Source organism: Stenotrophomonas sp. MH181796 (genome assembly GCF_009659995.1).
GTDB lineage: Bacteria > Pseudomonadota > Gammaproteobacteria > Xanthomonadales > Xanthomonadaceae > Stenotrophomonas > Stenotrophomonas riyadhensis.
This window is the reverse complement of record NZ_RAHU01000005.1, coordinates 316,219-332,758: the sequence shown is the minus strand read 5'-3', so window position 1 is coordinate 332,758 and position 16,540 is coordinate 316,219. Positions and strand designations below refer to the sequence as shown.

14 protein-coding genes are annotated in these 16,540 nt (G+C 60.0%); 1 reads left to right on the top strand and 13 read right to left on the bottom strand.

The features are described 5' to 3' along the window. Positions 1-622: 622 nt before the first annotated feature. The 11 genes from D5301_RS14485 to D5301_RS14435 form a co-directional block, all read right to left on the bottom strand. Positions 623-2,710, bottom strand: coding sequence for a S9 family peptidase (locus D5301_RS14485; RefSeq protein ID WP_153856045.1), 2,088 nt, complete (start codon positions 2,708-2,710; stop codon positions 623-625). 269 nt (positions 2,711-2,979) lie between these two features. Then, complete coding sequence (locus D5301_RS14480; RefSeq protein WP_153856044.1) at positions 2,980-3,228, bottom strand: hypothetical protein; 249 nt, start codon at positions 3,226-3,228, stop codon at positions 2,980-2,982. A 231-nt stretch (positions 3,229-3,459) separates the two neighbouring features. Continuing rightward, positions 3,460-4,305, bottom strand: a complete 846-nt coding sequence (locus D5301_RS14475) for an EAL domain-containing protein (RefSeq protein WP_153856043.1) — start codon at positions 4,303-4,305, stop codon at positions 3,460-3,462. A 105-nt stretch (positions 4,306-4,410) separates the two neighbouring features. Beyond that, complete coding sequence (locus tag D5301_RS14470; RefSeq protein WP_153856042.1) at positions 4,411-4,815, bottom strand: hypothetical protein; 405 nt, start codon at positions 4,813-4,815, stop codon at positions 4,411-4,413. 94 nt (positions 4,816-4,909) lie between these two features. After that, on the bottom strand, positions 4,910-7,804 hold the full coding sequence (locus D5301_RS14465; RefSeq protein WP_153856041.1) for a winged helix-turn-helix domain-containing protein: 2,895 nt from the start codon (positions 7,802-7,804) through the stop codon (positions 4,910-4,912). Positions 7,805-8,281: 477 nt separating this feature from the next. Then, positions 8,282-8,500 (bottom strand): hypothetical protein, encoded by a 219-nt coding sequence (locus D5301_RS14460; protein ID WP_228756414.1) that lies wholly within the window; start codon positions 8,498-8,500, stop codon positions 8,282-8,284. 98 nt (positions 8,501-8,598) lie between these two features. After that, the gene (locus D5301_RS24470) at positions 8,599-9,918 is read right to left on the bottom strand and encodes a fimbrial protein (protein ID WP_153856039.1); all 1,320 of its coding nucleotides are present in this window, start codon (positions 9,916-9,918) and stop codon (positions 8,599-8,601) included. A gap of 271 nt (positions 9,919-10,189) precedes the next feature. Beyond that, complete coding sequence (locus D5301_RS24390; RefSeq protein WP_267463612.1) at positions 10,190-11,563, bottom strand: fimbria/pilus outer membrane usher protein; 1,374 nt, start codon at positions 11,561-11,563, stop codon at positions 10,190-10,192. After that, on the bottom strand, positions 11,544-12,641 hold the full coding sequence (locus tag D5301_RS24385) for a fimbria/pilus outer membrane usher protein (protein WP_267463608.1): 1,098 nt from the start codon (positions 12,639-12,641) through the stop codon (positions 11,544-11,546). The genes D5301_RS24390 and D5301_RS24385 overlap by 20 nt, the downstream gene beginning before the upstream one ends. Positions 12,642-12,751: 110 nt before the next feature. Further along, positions 12,752-13,498, bottom strand: coding sequence for a fimbria/pilus periplasmic chaperone (locus D5301_RS14440; RefSeq protein ID WP_153856036.1), 747 nt, complete (start codon positions 13,496-13,498; stop codon positions 12,752-12,754). A gap of 51 nt (positions 13,499-13,549) precedes the next feature. Then, positions 13,550-14,050 (bottom strand): fimbrial protein, encoded by a 501-nt coding sequence (locus D5301_RS14435; RefSeq protein WP_228756413.1) that lies wholly within the window; start codon positions 14,048-14,050, stop codon positions 13,550-13,552. Positions 14,051-14,402: 352 nt separating this feature from the next. Here D5301_RS14435 and D5301_RS14430 point away from each other — a divergent pair, with 352 nt between their 5' ends. Further along, positions 14,403-14,549: a hypothetical protein gene (locus tag D5301_RS14430; protein WP_153856034.1), complete on the top strand. Its 147-nt coding sequence runs from the start codon at positions 14,403-14,405 to the stop codon at positions 14,547-14,549. 655 nt (positions 14,550-15,204) lie between these two features. On the opposite strand, the gene D5301_RS14425 is transcribed toward D5301_RS14430, so the two are convergent. Both D5301_RS14425 and D5301_RS14420 read right to left on the bottom strand, forming a co-directional pair. Then, positions 15,205-15,528 (bottom strand): hypothetical protein, encoded by a 324-nt coding sequence (locus D5301_RS14425; RefSeq protein WP_153856033.1) that lies wholly within the window; start codon positions 15,526-15,528, stop codon positions 15,205-15,207. Next, on the bottom strand, positions 15,521-16,369 hold the full coding sequence (locus D5301_RS14420) for an EAL domain-containing protein (protein ID WP_194936641.1): 849 nt from the start codon (positions 16,367-16,369) through the stop codon (positions 15,521-15,523). The genes D5301_RS14425 and D5301_RS14420 overlap by 8 nt, the downstream gene beginning before the upstream one ends. Positions 16,370-16,540 lie beyond the last annotated feature (171 nt).

Here is a 16,540-nt window from a genome sequence, read left to right as displayed (position 1 = left end):
TGCGATGGCCGCAACTTAGGAACGGCCAACAATCGCTTCTCACTGCAGTGCTGTACGCCGTACCTTGATGCCCTAGCCGACGAAGTGCTTACACTTAGAGGGCGTCCTTGCCCCAGTCGAGAGCAAGTCGAAGCAGATGGTGGCGAAAGTGCCACCGGAGTGCCCTACCTATCTGGCTTATGCCAAGCGCTAAGGTTCGACACCGCATCGCGCTCTTCCCATGCCAACTATGAATCCCGCTAGTAGCTGCGTGGCAGCACTTCGCATGGCGGTGTAGTGCGACGACAATCGAAGTGCAAGTTGATTCGTCAGCCGCTTCACATTCACCTATCGGCGGCCGCCAAGCGGGCGCGGCGACTACTGTCCTCTACCGCTAGGCCAGGTACACGCACAACACTGCACGGAGGGGGGGCTCCGGCTCCAGATTCACCCAGTGCCTTGCCAGCAAGCAATGCCCCGCCGCTCAAACGCCGCTGGGTGATGTCCACCCTATCGCTCTTTCCCATACCTACTGATGAGTCGGAACGGCGGGGCGGGATGAGCTCCGCCCCGCTGCGGCAAATGCTCCGGTGAGACCGCGCAAGAAACCGGGCCCAGCCGAGCCCTTATTGATGGCAACCGTCTACTTCTTCACCGTCGGGGCATGCACTTTCAGTGCTTCGGACAGACCTGGAACCCCGTCTTCGCCCGCCGGCACTGAGATACTGGAGCCAGTGAAGTCGTTGCCAATCGGCTGCGCGCGCCCCCCTAGGCATCGCGCCAGGAATCCCTCGGCGACAGCATTGAATGCCTTGCTGTTCTCTGGACGGCTGAAACCGTGTCCTTCGTCCGGGAACAGCGCATAGGTCACCGGGATTTCCTTGGCCTGCATTGCTGCGACGATCTGGTCACTCTCGGCCTGATTGACCCGGGGGTCGTTGGCGCCTTGCCCAATCAAGAGGGGCCGGGTGATGCGGTCGACATGCGTCAGGGGCGAACGCTCAGCCAACAGCTTCTTGCCGCTTTCAGTGCGCGGATCACCGACGCGTCGAACCATCTGCTCAAAACCCGATGCCCAATATGGGGGAATTGTCGACAGTAGTGTATTGAGATTGGATGGACCCACGACATCGACACCGCATTTGAACGTATCCGGGGTAAAGGTCAATCCAACAAGGGTTGCATAGCCACCATAGCTGCCGCCCAAGATCGCGACCTGCTCCGGCGTAGTCACACCCTTTTGCACAGCCCATTGCACCGCATCCAACAGGTCTTCATGCATCTTGCCAGCCCACTCTCCGTTGCCAGCGTTGGTGAATGCCTTGCCGAACCCGGTCGAGCCACGGAAATTGACCTGCAGCACCGCGTATCCACGGTTAGCCAACCACTGCACACCACTGCTGTAGCCGTAGCTGTCGCGAGCCCAAGGCCCGCCGTGCACCATCAACACCATCGGCGTCGGCTTGTTCGGCTTGCCATCGCCGTCGGGATCTGCAGGCTTCGGCAAAGTCAGGTAGCTGACCAGCGACAGGCCATCGCGCGCCTTGATTTCCGTCGGCCACATCGGCACCAACGGCTTGCCATCCAGCGCCGGCCGGGCAGTGAACAGCTTGGTCAACTTGCGATCTTGCGAACGATCGTAGCGGTAGTACGTGGTCGGCTGCTCGGCCGTCGAATAGGCGACGATCCAAGACTTGTCGTCAAGCGTTCGGGATTCGACCGAGAAGTCGCCCGGGCCTATCTCACGCAGCTTCGTCAGATCTGCTGCGATACTATCGTCCAGCACCTTCCACTCCTCGCGCAGGTAGTCCACCGCCACTGCCTGCACCTTGCCGGTGGTCGGATCAGACAGACTGCCTCCAACGTCGGCTCGCACGTCCTCAAACACCAGGGTCCGCTTGCCGCTGCTCGAATCCACCGCATAGAGCGCGGACGTGTCACGGTTGCGCGAATCAAGGAAATAGAGAGTGGCACCGTCGTTGGTCAGACCTCCCGGCCCTGTCGTCAGGACGTCTTCGAACGGAATATCATCAATCTTGGTCCAGCCACCCTTGCCGTCCGGCCTGAGCACTTCGCTGCCGCCGTCAGGGCGAGAGCGTGAGGCAAAGCGAACCCTGTAGTCGGCATCAGCCAGGTAACCACCGATCTCGGCGTCGTTCTTCTCCAACAGCGTGCGCTTGCCACTGAGGAGATCGACACGGTACAGATCATGCCACTTTGGATCGCGATCGTTCATCGCCACCAGCACCGAATCTGGATGCAGGTGACTGACCTCGACAACCTTCGCACGAGTCTTTGGGAAAGGCGAGAGATCCCTCTCCTGCTTTGACATGACGTCGACTGCGAAAACGTGGAAATCCTCGTCGCCACCGGTGTCGCTCAGGTACAGCAAGGTGCCGGGGTGATAGGACCATGAATAATTGCGGATACCGCGGCCCTTATTCGCAGTCACCGCTGTTGCCGCAGACAAGTCATCGGCTGGAGCGACCCACACATTGAGAACACCTTCCACTGGAGCGATCCAGCTCAAGTGCCTGCCGTCCGGGCTGATCTGTACGCCGATACGCTCGGGATTGCCGAACAGCGCATCGCGGCTTATCAGTTCGACCTCATCAATGCTTGCAGGGCTCGCTGCTTTCAACGCCTCTGCAGATGAACCGGATAATTCGTCCGCCGGCTTGCAGCCACCCAGCGCAAGCAACACGGCCGAGAACAACAGAGTACTGCGCATGACTCAACTCCTTTGCAAGGGGCACACGCGGAAGCGACAACTCACCAAGATGGCGACCGGCTCATCGAGTGCAGAGAGAGCTTCAGGCTAGTCAGGGCCAACCTGACAGGAATGTTACACAATAACAATATACACAAAGCCACGACATGTGCGGAGCAGGAAGGCGGAATCTGTCCTGATACCGAGGACGGCGCGAAAAGCTGGATCACAAAGGCACTCGTCCGGCGCTTGGAATCAACGGGCAAGAGCTCTGTTGCATGCGAGCGTGGCTACCATTCGATCTGAAAATCCGTCATTAAGTCGCTCCAAGGCAAAGGCACACCGTCCGAGGTGTAGCCCTTGCTGCATGGCAAGGAGGCGAACTGGCTGGCAGTGCCGAACTTAGACTGAGGCAGGAAGAGCAAGGAAAGGTAATTGCTTTTGTCAGAACTGCCTTCGCGAAGCGGGAGAAGAGCCGCAGCAGCGAGCCGGGAAAAATCGTGTACCCCCTCTTTTCTTGAACAGATATTGGCCTCCATTGCCACTCCCAGGGAGAGGTCTCAGTTACATCGAGCGTGCTTTGGCCCGTGGCTGGAGGTTGCATCACGGCAACCTCCAGCCAACGCCACCGTCGCATCTGCTGGAACTCGTTGCGGATCTCGCGGGAAGCGTATGGAGCAAGGCCAAGCTGGGCTATCCGGACGCCCAGTCTGGCGACCCGGAAATGGCGTAGCAGTTGATGGCATAGCGCTGTCGATACCCAGACATGGTCATCCATAGGCCGCCGCCTGGCGGCTGTCCGCCACCGCCTCAAAGCAAGGGGGGTAGGTTCCGAACCGTGTCAGGAAACGCTCGCCGCTGATTGGCGGTGCGTGCAGGTAGCCCTGGGTCTCATTGCATCCAAGTCGCTCCAGCTCACTTAGCTGGGACTCGCGCTCTACGCCTTCGGCCACCACTCGTACCCCCAGGATCGAGGCCATGGCGACGATGGCCACGATGATCGACGGGGCCACCTCGTTACGATCGACGTCGCTGACGAACAAACGATCAATCTTCAGCTCATCCACGGGCAGTTGCTTGAGCCGCGCCAGGTTGGAAAAGCCGGTACCGAAGTCGTCCAGGGAGATCCTGACACCTGCGGCGTGAAGTGCGAGCAGCTGGCTCCGGGGCACTTCGGTATCCTCAATCAGGTTCGATTCGGTGATCTCCAGGATCAGCCGGTTCGCCGGCACGCCCTGCTGGGCCAGGCAGTCCAGCAGCCGCTGCGCGAAGTGGGCGCAACGCAGTTGCAGCGGGGAGACGTTGACGGCGACCGACCAGCCGAGGTTGCCTGCCGCCCTCCACAGCCGCAGCTGTCGACAGGCTGCCCTCAACACCCAGTGCCCCAACCGATGGATCGCACCGGTCTGCTCGGCGAGTTGGATGAACCGGCCGGGGGGAACCAGGCCCAGCCGCGGGTGCTGCCAGCGCACGAGCGCTTCGGCGCCGACCACGCGGTGGCTGCCGCAGTCCAGTTTCGGCTGGTACAGCAGGATCAGTTGGTCGTTGTCCAGCGCCCACAGCAGGTCTTCGTGGGTGGGGGTGATGCCGCCAGTGGCGGCTGCAAGGCTCGACATGGCCTAGGCTCCATCAGGGAGCGGCCATGCTCGTGAAAATCCGTCAATCCGGCTTCTGGCGCTGGCTCAATTGATGTCAATTCATCTCTCGGCCTACGTGCAAGATCACCGCATTCCTTCGCCGGCGCAGCGCCCGTTCTGCCAGAGCTTGGGTGGCGTCGCGTGCAGTGCGGGGAAGGCCACACCTTCCGGCACGGCCCTGCCCTCGCGCACGACGGTGCCCGCGCGGGCGTCGGCCAAGGTGGGGCATGGCTGCAGCGCCGGTCGGGTCGGTGTCGGCGCAATCAGGCTCGTCCGGTCCCGCTGCAGTGCGGGAAGGTCCTGGCCAGGGGGCAACCCGGCCAGTGGAGGGATAGCCACATGCGGCAGCGGCGCGGGCATCGACATCGCAGCGGAGGCTGGGGTCTGCGGTGGCCGCAGGTCCGCGGGGGACTGCAGGGCCACGGGCCACCCAGGCAGCCACGGTGAAACACTCAACATCACTGCAACAAGACTGATCTGCAAATACATGCTGTTGTCCTTTCCACGCGCAGACGCACGCATAAGGACGTCAGCGTGGCACGGCACGGCGCGACCAGCTTCTGACGGCGCCTCACTTCTGTCTCTACCGGCCCTGCGCCGGCCCTGTCAGCGCGGGCTGGAGCTGGTCACGCCCCGTTTGCTCCTGGGGTGACAACCACCCCATCGTTGCGCCGGGCAAGGCCGTCTGGCGGCCCTTGACGCTGGCCACGTCGGCGCCCAAGGACGGCTGCGCCGATGCCGGCAGCAAGCTGAGCACCTGCAACTGGGTGCGCAGGTCGCCCTCACTTCCGGCCTGCCTGTAAAGCTGCCTGCCCAGCTCGATGGCTTCGGAGGACCGTGCGTGACGCTGCGCGTCGGCAACCTGCAGCAGGTCCAGGCGATGTCGCAACTCGGCTTCCGCCTCGGGCAGCAGGCTGCGCGCCGTGGCCGTCTGACGGCGGCTGGCGTTCCAGTTGCCTCGGGCGGCACTGATCTCCGCCTCAAGTACGATCAATGACGCACGGATCAGCGGTACCAATCCACCCTGCTGGGTCGACGCCTGTAGGACGACCGCATCGCGCTCGGCGGCTGGGATGTCACCGAGGCGTAGTGCGATTACGGCCATGCGCAGGCGCTCGCCCCCCAGTGAATGGTTGCCGACGATCCGCCCTGCGTCGGCACCGTCGATCAACGCCCGTGCCACCTCATAGTGTTGCCGCGCTTTGGCGTGGTCGTGGACCAGCAGTGCCACCAGCGCCTGCGACGACGCGGACGTGAACCGGGAGGGGGCATCGTCCGCCTGCGTGCAGGCGGTCGTCGCATCGGCCTCCGGCGCCGTGCCGAGGTAGGTGCTGATGCGCAGGCGTTGGCATCCAACCTGGGCCCGACTGTTGCTGGTCACTGCGCCGGCCTCGCGCGCCGCCTGCAGGGCAAGGCCGCTGGCCTCGCTTGCATCACGCAGCCGTCCCTGTACTTCGAAGATGCGCGACAGCGCGAGGTTTGCCCGGACTCCAGCAACACCCTGCAACCCCAGCGCCTGTATCTGGGTCGCCCGGGCCTGGGCCTCCGGAAGCCGAAGCTGGAACATGTCGTCCATTGCCAGCTCCACCTCGAACTGGCCTTGCATGTTCAGGTTGCCCAGTTCGCGCGCAGTCTGCAGCGCCTCCCGCACCCAGTGCAGGCGACCTTCGACAGAGGGGCTGAGACCGGCAAGGGTCACCTGGATGTTCGCGACCAGCAGCAGGTTGCCGGCACGCTCGGCCCGCTGCAGGGCCTCCTCGATCATTCCCGGGTCACGCGCGACCTGACCTGCGTGCACGGTGGCCAGTACATCGGCGTACTCGGCCTGCTCAATGGCCCCGGCGCTCTTCAGCTGTGCCGCCGCAAGACGATAGACCTGTTCACCCTGCGTCGGGTCCACCGTCGCAATGATGTTGGCTTCCAGCAGGGTCGCCTGCGCAGCCTGTACGCGCATGTCTGCGGCAATGGCGATGTCACGGGCGGATCGCGCGGCGCGCTTTGCCTGCTCGAACTGCGCCTTCCCGTAGTAGGCATTGCCATATAACAACGCCCGCTGGAAGCGGGCATCCACGCTCGCGCCTTCGGCGTGCTCGGTACTGTCGAGATAACTAATCGCCGTGTCGAACTTGCCGGTGCCGATCAACAGACGCGCATATCGCAGCTGGTATGGCACATGCTGCGGATGTGCGGTGAGCAGTTGCCGCACGGCCCTCTCGGCATCCGCAGCGCGCCTCTGGTCCATTTCGAGCTGCATCGCGCCCAGCGACTGGCGCCCTGTGTCGGGCAACGGCACCAGCAAGGTGTTTGCGAGTTGCATATGGCGGACAGCTTCCAGGCTCTCGCCGAGCTCGGATTGCGCAGCCGCCAACTGCACATGCATCAGTCCGAATCGCGGCGCCTGGGTCAGGATGCTGCTGGCACCCTGCTGCACCGCTCGCCAGTCACCCCGGTCGTAGGCAGCGGCGACAGAGGCGTAGCGCTGCGCCGTGGTGCCGTCCACCTCCAGCAGGGGCCACGTGTCCTGCGCGTCCGGTGCCAGCAGTCTGACCAGTTGCCGCGAGAGATCGTCGATGGCCGTGGGTGCGGTGGCCAGCGTGGCAACCTTCTCGAACACCCGGTCACGGCCCCGGTGCTGCACCCGAGCGCGTAGCGTGAGCTGCTTGCCATCAGCGCTACGGGTGGTGCTCAACAGAACGACGGTGGGCGCTGCACTGCCCTTGTCGGCAAGTAGATCTTCACCCTTCAACAGCCGCACATCGGGTAGCTGCTGCAGCTTCCATCCGGTCCAGTGGCGAAGCAGATCGGTGGCCCAGGCGGCATCGGCGTCACTGCGTGTCGGTACGCTCATCAACGCCACGGACACCTGATCGTTCTTACGCGGCGAGAATGCCCACAGCGCCAGCACGCCGGCCACCAGCAGCAGCGCGACCATAGCGACCAGACGCGTCAACCGGCGGAGGGACGGCCGCGTGGTCCCGGTCACGGCGGTGGCGACCATGCCAGGTTCGGCTTCAGGTTCGCGGCCGCCCGGTGCTTGCTGGATCGGTTGCGGGTCCGTGCCATCCTCTGCACACCCGACCACACCGTCCGACGTTGCCGGAGGTGCCGGTTGTGTTTCAGTGTGCAGCGCAGGCATCGCATCGAGCCATTGCACCGGCCCCGGTGGGTGGAACACATAGCCGCGCTTGGCGATCGTACGTATCCACTCGCGGCGCGAATCGCCCAGCGCCTTGCGCAGCAGCCAGATGCTCTGTGACAGATTGGCGTCATCCACCACTAACCCGGCCCACAGGCGATCGAACAGCTCCTGGCGGGTGAACAGCTTGTCCGGCTCGGAAATCAGCAGCAACAGCAACTCGAAGATGCGCTGCTGCAGCTCAACGCTGCCCTCGGCAGAGATCAGGCGCCGATAGCGCAGGTCGATCAGCAGATCGCCGATCTGCAGCCCCTGCGCGCCCGCAGGCCATGGCGTATTCATCGGGACCCACCCATGCGGCAGAAATATCTGGAAAACACTGCGATCAAGCAGAACTCTCCTTGCGGGTAAGGCAGTACGCGCCGACCGTCACAGGGGCAGTACCAGAGCGCACAATGTGAGGCCAAAGCCGTGCTCCATGCAATACCTGCATGAGCATAACCCACATTCCTGTAGACGGATGGTTGCCGACAAAAAATACTCTGGGGGCTTGCGTCTGAATGAAGTGAGTTCTCCGCATTTCATGCGCCCTCGCACTGTCCACGCGGGTGCAGGCCGCCCGACCCGCTGCCGCGGATGACGGCTGTGGTAGCGCAGCTAAAGCATCTCCTGTGGCGCCGCCATACTGGTCTGATAGGCGCCAATTTCCAGACGCACCCGCGGCGCCAGCATTTCGGCCGCCGCGGGACCTGTCGGTGGTGCCACAGGCTCCGGAGCGGCGGGCAGGGCCGGTGGCGCAGTCCCGCATACGAACTGCAGTCACCAGGCGTTCTCGTTGCCACGGACCTTGTGCAGAAGATAGTCATCGGCGCCGGTAATCACGCGACCCTCCAATGCGAACGCGCCTTCCGCAGAATACCCGCCCACTGTAATGACCTGGATACCTCGCAGGGTGGATGCCATTGCTCCACCAGCATTGTGGATATTTCCCTCTATAACGCCAGATGGCGCCCAACTACAGCTTATCGGCAGCGGCATCCTCGCATCCCAGAACTCTGCCCAGCACCAGGTGCGCAACAGCAGTTACTGAACTCAATAAACAATTGAGCTACCTCCATCTCAACCTCTGACAAATTTCAATGATAAATGATAGTGAACGTTGCCGAGCTGACTGCCGGCCCAGGCGCAAGCGCCCCCTCACCGCGAACATAGCGGGCCCGAAGAGGAATAGAGTAGTCCTGAGGACTCGATTGCAAATTTAGCCCGCTAGAGTGGGCCTCACCTAAAGGCAACGGCCTACCCGAGCTATCGGAAATCTGAACAGCTATGCCGGTGGCCGGCGCTGGACTCCCTCCTAGAGCAGGATCCAAACTCAGCACACCGTTTTCAGCATCGATCGGAGCCACTGTTGGGTCTATTCTGTATGACAATGTGTTGGGCATTGTCCCGGCGCGGGTAAATCGGCCCGGCGTCTGGGTGTTACGTAGTCCCAAGCGGTTGTCCGCAGGAATAGAAGATGGAGCCATCCAAATGGGGCCCTCTGCGGTGAAGCTCCCCATGAAGCCCGGGCAACCAAGAAGACGAATCTCAAAACCCTTCCAAGCCGAGGCCCGAGCCGCCGCCAACTCCCCAATGCTATGACTTCCCATCTCGACATTAATATCGGGGGTGCTACAGGTCGAAGAAAGCATAGATATGCTGCCTGTAATAGGTACAACTATGCTTACGGGATCCGCCGTACCAACCTGAACTCGCATAACAGGCGTCGGTAGTGACGACGCGGCGATAACGCCAGGAGCCACATTTCCAATCTTTATCAACAGCAGGTCGAACGAGAGATTGCTAGCAAACTGCAGCGTGCAAGATGTCGCGGAAAGAGCGCCCACATGACTATCCGGACACTGTTGATGACCGACCAGAGTTTCTGGAAAAACGATCCTACTTGAACTAGGGATTGCACCAGGCTGGTTACCTCGAATGAAAGCAACACCGAGACCCGGCACCCCAGTATTATAAACCTTTCCGGCAAAGACTCCCTGATTCCAACCACTAAGGGAGAGCGGGGTCGAATTGTACTCGAAGGTGTATTTAGCGGAAAATTCTGGATACACCCTGATAGGGCGTCTCGTCGCCGGATCCAGTACCCGCCCTGCCTGCCCTGTGCAGGATAGCGTGCTACCAGCTTGGCGCTCAAACTTCTGCCTATATACAATACTACCGAGAGGCACATCCCCTCTAACGGAAAGGGTGCCGACTTGCAAAGGCATTTGGCGGTGCTCATCCCCGACAGCCGAGCACAAAATGGTCTGTGCAATAACCTCAAATGAGGAAAAAGCACCAATACACACGCCAAGCAACAAGAAAAACCCCTTTCGGAGAAAAATGATGGCCACCAGGCACCCAAGTTTATTCATGAAATTATCAACCAATCTCTTAACACAAACAGAACTACTCACCACCAATGACTCATGACAGATTGACGGGCGATAATATTCATAAATCCCGCACTTGAAAACTCATCCCCGAATCAACCAGCGCCATCCCATTGATTTTCCCATTAACGAAAAATACCACCAGACCGCCCTTCAACTCACCTAAACAGTGACACTGAAAGCCTCCATTCCTTGCCAAAACTCGACCTAACACGCAGTATTCGGAGGAACCGGAAGCGCATGCCAAAGGATCTTGGCCTGCTGCAAAACACCAGCTATTCTGTTATCGGCGTCATCAATGGTGCGCTCCTATCTGCGGAGACGAACCCGGAATACACTGTACGGACTCGAGTGTCGTCATACCTGATAGCACCAGGGGTACCGCCACAGAGCATTGCTGACCGCTACCGCCCCAGCGAATGTGCAACACCTTGGATTCATCTGACACGCGCGCATACAACTGCCCCGCCTGCCCTACCACTCCTACCGAGACCCCTGACGCATCCTCAACTGTGGCCCCGAATGGCACAACCTGGCCATTCTGCTGGTGCACTTGAAGTAGAACGGCACGACCCTTGTGGGTATCGTACTCCACCATAAGAATCGCACCTGCCCGTGGAGCAACGTTTCGGCTCGTTTCACGCAATTCGACGTCCATCGCAGTGCCAATCGGATCAATCGCGACTTCGTTCAGTTCATAGGGGCGAAGGTAAGGAATGATCGCGCGTCCCCACCTGTCCAGTCGCAGCCCCGGGTATCCGACAACCTTGGCACCGACGGCACCATGCGCCTGAACTACTGCCATCGTCTCGCCCTTGAATGGACTGAAGGTCAGCCCTGAGCTATGTGCGACAATCGTTCCTGTCGCACCTAGCGACAGACTCCGATAGCCGCCACCTTGTGAAGCAGTGCCGTTGACTGAAGCCTTAGATCCGGACCATTGGCCATTGACAGCAACGCTATTCCCGGCACCTGCATCGCGGGAAAGCGAAACGCCATATGAGTACTCGCGGTCAGCCCCAGCCGCACCGCTAATTGACAGACGACCATCGCTGCCCGTTTTCGAATTGTGCCCGAACTGCGTCGTGAACTGAGAAGGCGCGCTTCGATCTCGCCCCCCCAATGGCAAGCTCAGCGTGGCAAGCAAACGACGATCCGGGACGCCATGCCTTGCGTGGGTCCGTGACGCGCTAAGGCCGAAACTCGCACGCCCGATTTGCCGGCTATAGCTAATCTGATACTGCAGATCGCGCTGCGCACCCTGCCAATACGTTTGACTGTACCCACTGAAGGAAACATGCCCGAAACGGCCTAGATTCTGATCTACATTAACCGCCAGACGACTTTGTGGACGGGCGCAATCAAACACACAGCCACCTACATCCAGTTGCATTGCGGCCGTAGCGAAGTCCAGATAGCCGCGCGTAGAGAATCGATAGGCAGCCAGCGAGAAGTTGGTACCCCGCGAAAGAAGTTGCTTGCTATAGGTCAACCTCAAGCTTTGTCCGTCGTGCTTTGAATTGCCAACAGATGCAGTAGCATGACTAAGATCGACCGCCATTGCGCCGATCGGTGTCGAGAAGGCCATCCCACCGACGAGCGAAAAATAGCCCTCGGCGGCCTGAATGCCACCATAGGTTGTCATTGAATTACTCAGACCATACTGCAGCTCCCCCTGAAGGAAGAACGGAACCTGATCTAGATAAGGACTTCGAAGCCGCCCAGCAACTGCTGGTATAGCGCACCGCTCCGGGGCGTAGCAGCTGATTGACGGAAGCGAACGGAACCACAAATGTCTGCTGCGTACCATCATCTTCAGAAACGGTAACTTCAAGATTCCCCCCATAACCCGTTGCATAGAGATCGTCGATAACGAATGCGCCGGGCGCGACGGTGGTTTCCAACAACAGATTTCCGGCCTGGCGCACCGCCACACGGGCGGTAGTTCGAGCGATGCCCCGAACCACGGGTGCATAGCCGCGAAGCGAACTTGGCAGCATACGATCGTCACTGGACAATTGAACACCTTCGAACCGGACCGTCTCAAAGGCATCGCTGCGGGCATTCATCTGACCAACGGTGAACTGGCTCCGCCATGACGTAATGTCCCGCTGGATGAAGGTATCTAGCGCGTTGTACTGGATGCCCGCTTGGCCATTCCAGTGCATTGAGCCAAGATGGCGTGCGCGCCATGCGCCGACGTTAAAACCGCCATCGAGCCACAGGGCGGCTGAATCGTGGCGACCGGAGTGCACCTGCAAGGAATGCGCACTGAAGGTGTAACCTAGCATCGCCGCGGTGACGCCTTCGTCCCAAGTCTCAGGGCTTACGTATCCTCGCGGCTGGCGTACTAGCGCAGCCTGGGGGATCGTGAGTTCGAGCTGGAGATCCTCCAACGAAAATACTGCAGTCGCACCGTCAATCAGCAGAGGCAAATGGGTGCAATCATCACTGCCGTCTGTAGCGCTCGTATGGCTGGCATCAACCCCGAGCGATTGCAATAGGGATGGGCTAATGCAGACCACCGGGTTGCTCCCATCCTCTTCGCCGTCGATACGAATGTCGTGCCGGGTGCGCAACAAGCCATTGAGTACCACGTCAACACGATAGATGCCCGGTTTCACTGGATTACCTTCACGATACCGGCTTAGATCCAGATCGCGAGAATCCAAGGGTAGAAACGCCGCGTTGAACTGGATGCCCTTGGCATGCACTGCCGCAGCATGGGAAGTTGAGGAAAGGAGCATGACCTGCATCATCCGTACGGCCAACATGCGCCTACGCGGAGACAGAATGCGATTACCCCAAGCGGCAGGACGCCCAATTGAGCACTGGGGATGGGCAGATATCACCACCTTCACTGCTCCAGGCGCGCATTTATCTGAATCAGAGCACCGTGATCGTTGATCGCAGAAAAACTCACGTCAGCATTCTCCGATAGCGGTACCGCCAGCGTCTTCACAGCAAAGGACTTCGTCTCCTGCGGTCCGATCATGCCGTCCTCAGATTGCACTCGTTGCTCACCACGACCCACAGTCAGCCCAACGAGCGACACGTGAAAAGCGGTGGGATTAAATGCATGCAGAACGTACCCCTCACCACCCTCGGCGGCCGCCAACCGCCACTCTACGCGGGACATCGCGTCGGTCGAGCTGCCGGGCAACCCCGAAGGACGGAAGAACATCTTGATTCGCGAACGGAACGCCATCTGCAGGAAATTGGCGTCCGACTTAGCCTGGACCTCCGGAGGAATGTCGAGGACGTTTAGCCAGAACACTGATTCGCGATCTTTTGGAAGATTGGGCGCGGCAGCCATCACACGCAAGGACTGCCCCCTTCCCGGATCGACTCGAGTGAGCGGCGGCGAAAGCATGAAGGGAGCATCAGCGCTACTTGGAGTAGATGTGACGTCCCCGCGATCTATCCACGACTGGACAAGCGCCGGACGCGTGCCGTTGTTGTTCAGCTTCACCGTAATCTCGGAAACTTCGGCCGGGTAGATGATCCGCGTTCCGGTAATGACAATCGAGGCTGACACTGAACCACTTGCCATAAGCAACATGGCGACTGCAAATGCGCGGCAGGAAGAATTGAGATATTCCATGATGTCAACTGCGGCCCGGTCGGCCGAAATTCAGGACCGGGCCACAGAGCCTTATTGATAGTTGATGGAATAAGTCACAAAGCTCAAGACCGTACCCGCTGTCGTGGCGCCCGTTGCGTAGTACTGGACTGCATACGGCAATAGGGCGCTACCATCAGTCTGCAGCGGAATGCTACTGGTGCTTGTTCTCTGCGCCGTATCCCCGACCCTAATAGGATTCCCGTTCATGCCGTCGACAAGCTGCAGCTGCACCTCTTCGGCGGTGCCCGTGTTACGAAGGTTTCCACTCAGCGGATCGACCGACGCACCTGCTTCAAAGAATGCGGCGACGCTTCCCTCGGTCGGGTCGCAGTTACTCAACGACACATTGAAGGCGGTTTGCCCCGCCACCTGGCCAGCGGCCGAAAGCCTAGCAGCGGAAACCGTGGGAAGCGTGACGGTAGCTGGCGCCGGGCTAACCTGCCCGTTAACTGTGATTGTGCAGGTCTGGGCCGTAAGTTCGCCAACGAAGTTGATTCGACCATCCGAGGCCTGGGTGGCAGCGGCTGCCATTGAGAGCATTAAGAATGAGATTCCGCGAATATTTCTAAGCACTTTGGTACTCCATGTTGGTATGAAGGAACATTGGCGTCCACTCATTCCCGGCTACCAACTGGCGGTTAGTCAGGCCCGATGCGATAGCACCAGATGGCAGCAGAAGAATGGGAGTGTCGATCAATGAACCAGATGACGCGCCCTAGCCCGGAGAGGTGGAGCTCCATCTCTTTCATCTAGGAAGCAAGCCGGAGCGGACTGTAAGAGCGCCCACAATTCGAGGAAATCCTCTGGGGATCATTCTTTCTCAATCCCTCTAAACAATAAATCTTTCCCTTATATATCAATTAGATACGCGAGATCAGCCGGATTGAAGGCATCCGAATTTGACTGGGATAGCGGCGATATGCTGGTTGCGGGTGATCCGTCCGCGCAGCCGATGCTCTTTGGAATGGCGCAGACTTTGTGCGATCTGCGACAACTGCGCACCGTCACCACCGGCGGCCGAATCGCCTGAACATCTGGTGCAAACCTGTAGCGGCCACCGGGGTACCGATATCGTTGCCATGTCGTATCCGCATAGCGAACTCGTCGCAGGCACCCGACGCAGCCAAGCTGCGAGGGTGCGCGGTGAACGAGCGACCCGTCGCCAGCGGTTGAACAGATTTCTTGCATTACTGGCTGCCCTTGCGGTTAAGCCAGTAATCTCAACGGACGAGCGGCGTTCAAGGCCGGCTGATTGTGAAGGTTAATCGACCCTCCGGGCGAGGGGCATCAAAGGGCGCCAGCATTCATCGCCGCACATTGATTTTCACCCAGCACAATGTCTGATGCCGTGACCTGCAATTGGCGGCGCGTAGCGCTACTTTCCACACAACCGGCCCTCGCCAGCAAGCCACCTGCTATAGGGCTTCGTTTAGCGCCCGCAAGACGAAGCCCGAGGTCAGTCCTCGCACACCAACCATCTGTCGCATACGCAGTGATGCTCTCCCGTTGCACATACTGATCTGCCGCAGAAGGATTCCCTGGATACTGCGAACCCCTCCATAAACGAGATCGAAGCAGGGTTGCTGTCACTGGCAGATGCGCCATCCTCGTTGGAAAGACGGCGGCCCTGCCTCCCGATCAGTCCGCAAGGCAGGGTGTAGCGGCCCCTGTCAGTGACGTAGAGGCTACTCCAAGAGACCTTTCTGACAGGCTGCGTCGGCGTCGGTCGCTATCTCGGCCAACAGCGCCCGCGCGGCCGCGCGCCCCCACGGCGTCAACGAGATCACCAGCCCTTCGAACCGGTTGCCTTCGATATCGAAGGCAACGGTTGCTTCCAGCCATCGGTGTCGCCGCAGCTGGTGGAACACTTCACGAATATCGTCAGTTGAGTATTCTGAGAGGCGCATTCGTGAGATCCGAAAGCCAGGTCGTGGCGTCTGGAAGTATTGAAGCATCAGTGCACACAGGCGCAGTCGGATGGGCGATGCCTGATCGTCGATCTCATCCAAAGGCCGCCTCCATCACCACTCGCGAAGCGCTCACGGCGGGCGTGCCCGCCTGCAACCCGAATCTGCGCTGGAAAAGACCGCCGCTGATCGGAGGGCCGTGAACCAGACCCTGGCTCTGGTCGCAAGCTAGAAGCTCTATCGCATGCAATTGCTCTGGGCGGTCGACACCCTCAGCCACCACCCTCAGTCCAAGGATTGCCCCTAGCGTCACGATGGTCGACACGATGTTAGAGTCCACCGGATTAGTATCCACCTCGGCAACAAACACCCGGCCGATCTTCACTTCATTGATGGGAAGACGCTTAAGCCGTGCAAGGCTGGGAAAATAGTCACCGAATTCCCTCAACGCAATCTTCACGCCGTCGGCGAACAGATCCGACAGCGCACTACAATCGCCGCCCGCCTGCTGCCTCAGGCAAGACTCGGCGACTTCCAAGGTCAGCTTCTCCCCTGCAATGCCGTTGAGGCGCAGTGCATCGCGCACCTGCCCGCAAAAGTCATGGTGCTGGAGCTCCACTGGAGAAACGTTGACGGCGATCGACCAGTCGGCGTTCCCGCTATCGCCCCACTCCCGAAGTTGGGCACAGACGCGATTGAGCACCCATCGACCCAACCGATGGCTGAGCTCAGCCTGCTCAGCGAGCCCGATGAAGTGGGCCGGAGCGAGAAGGCCCAGTCGGGGATGTTGCCAGCGTACCAGCGCCTCGGCACCAACCACCCGACGGCTGCCGCATTCAACTTTGGGCTGGTACAACACCACCAACTCGTCGTTGTTCATTGCGCGCATCAGCTCTTCCGGTCCTAGAGGCACGGGGAACCTATCTGGTTCGAGCGAGAGCATGGATGCCTCCTCAATAATGGGAGCCTCCATACTGCAGAACCACTGTGCGGCAGCCATCTCTGCCAACCTCAATCGTTGTCAATTGATCTCTCGGGTCACTCCGCATCCCCGGCCTCGCTCCGCTCGCCAGAGCTACAAACGCAGAGAGCGCGACTTCCATCGGCATCGGCT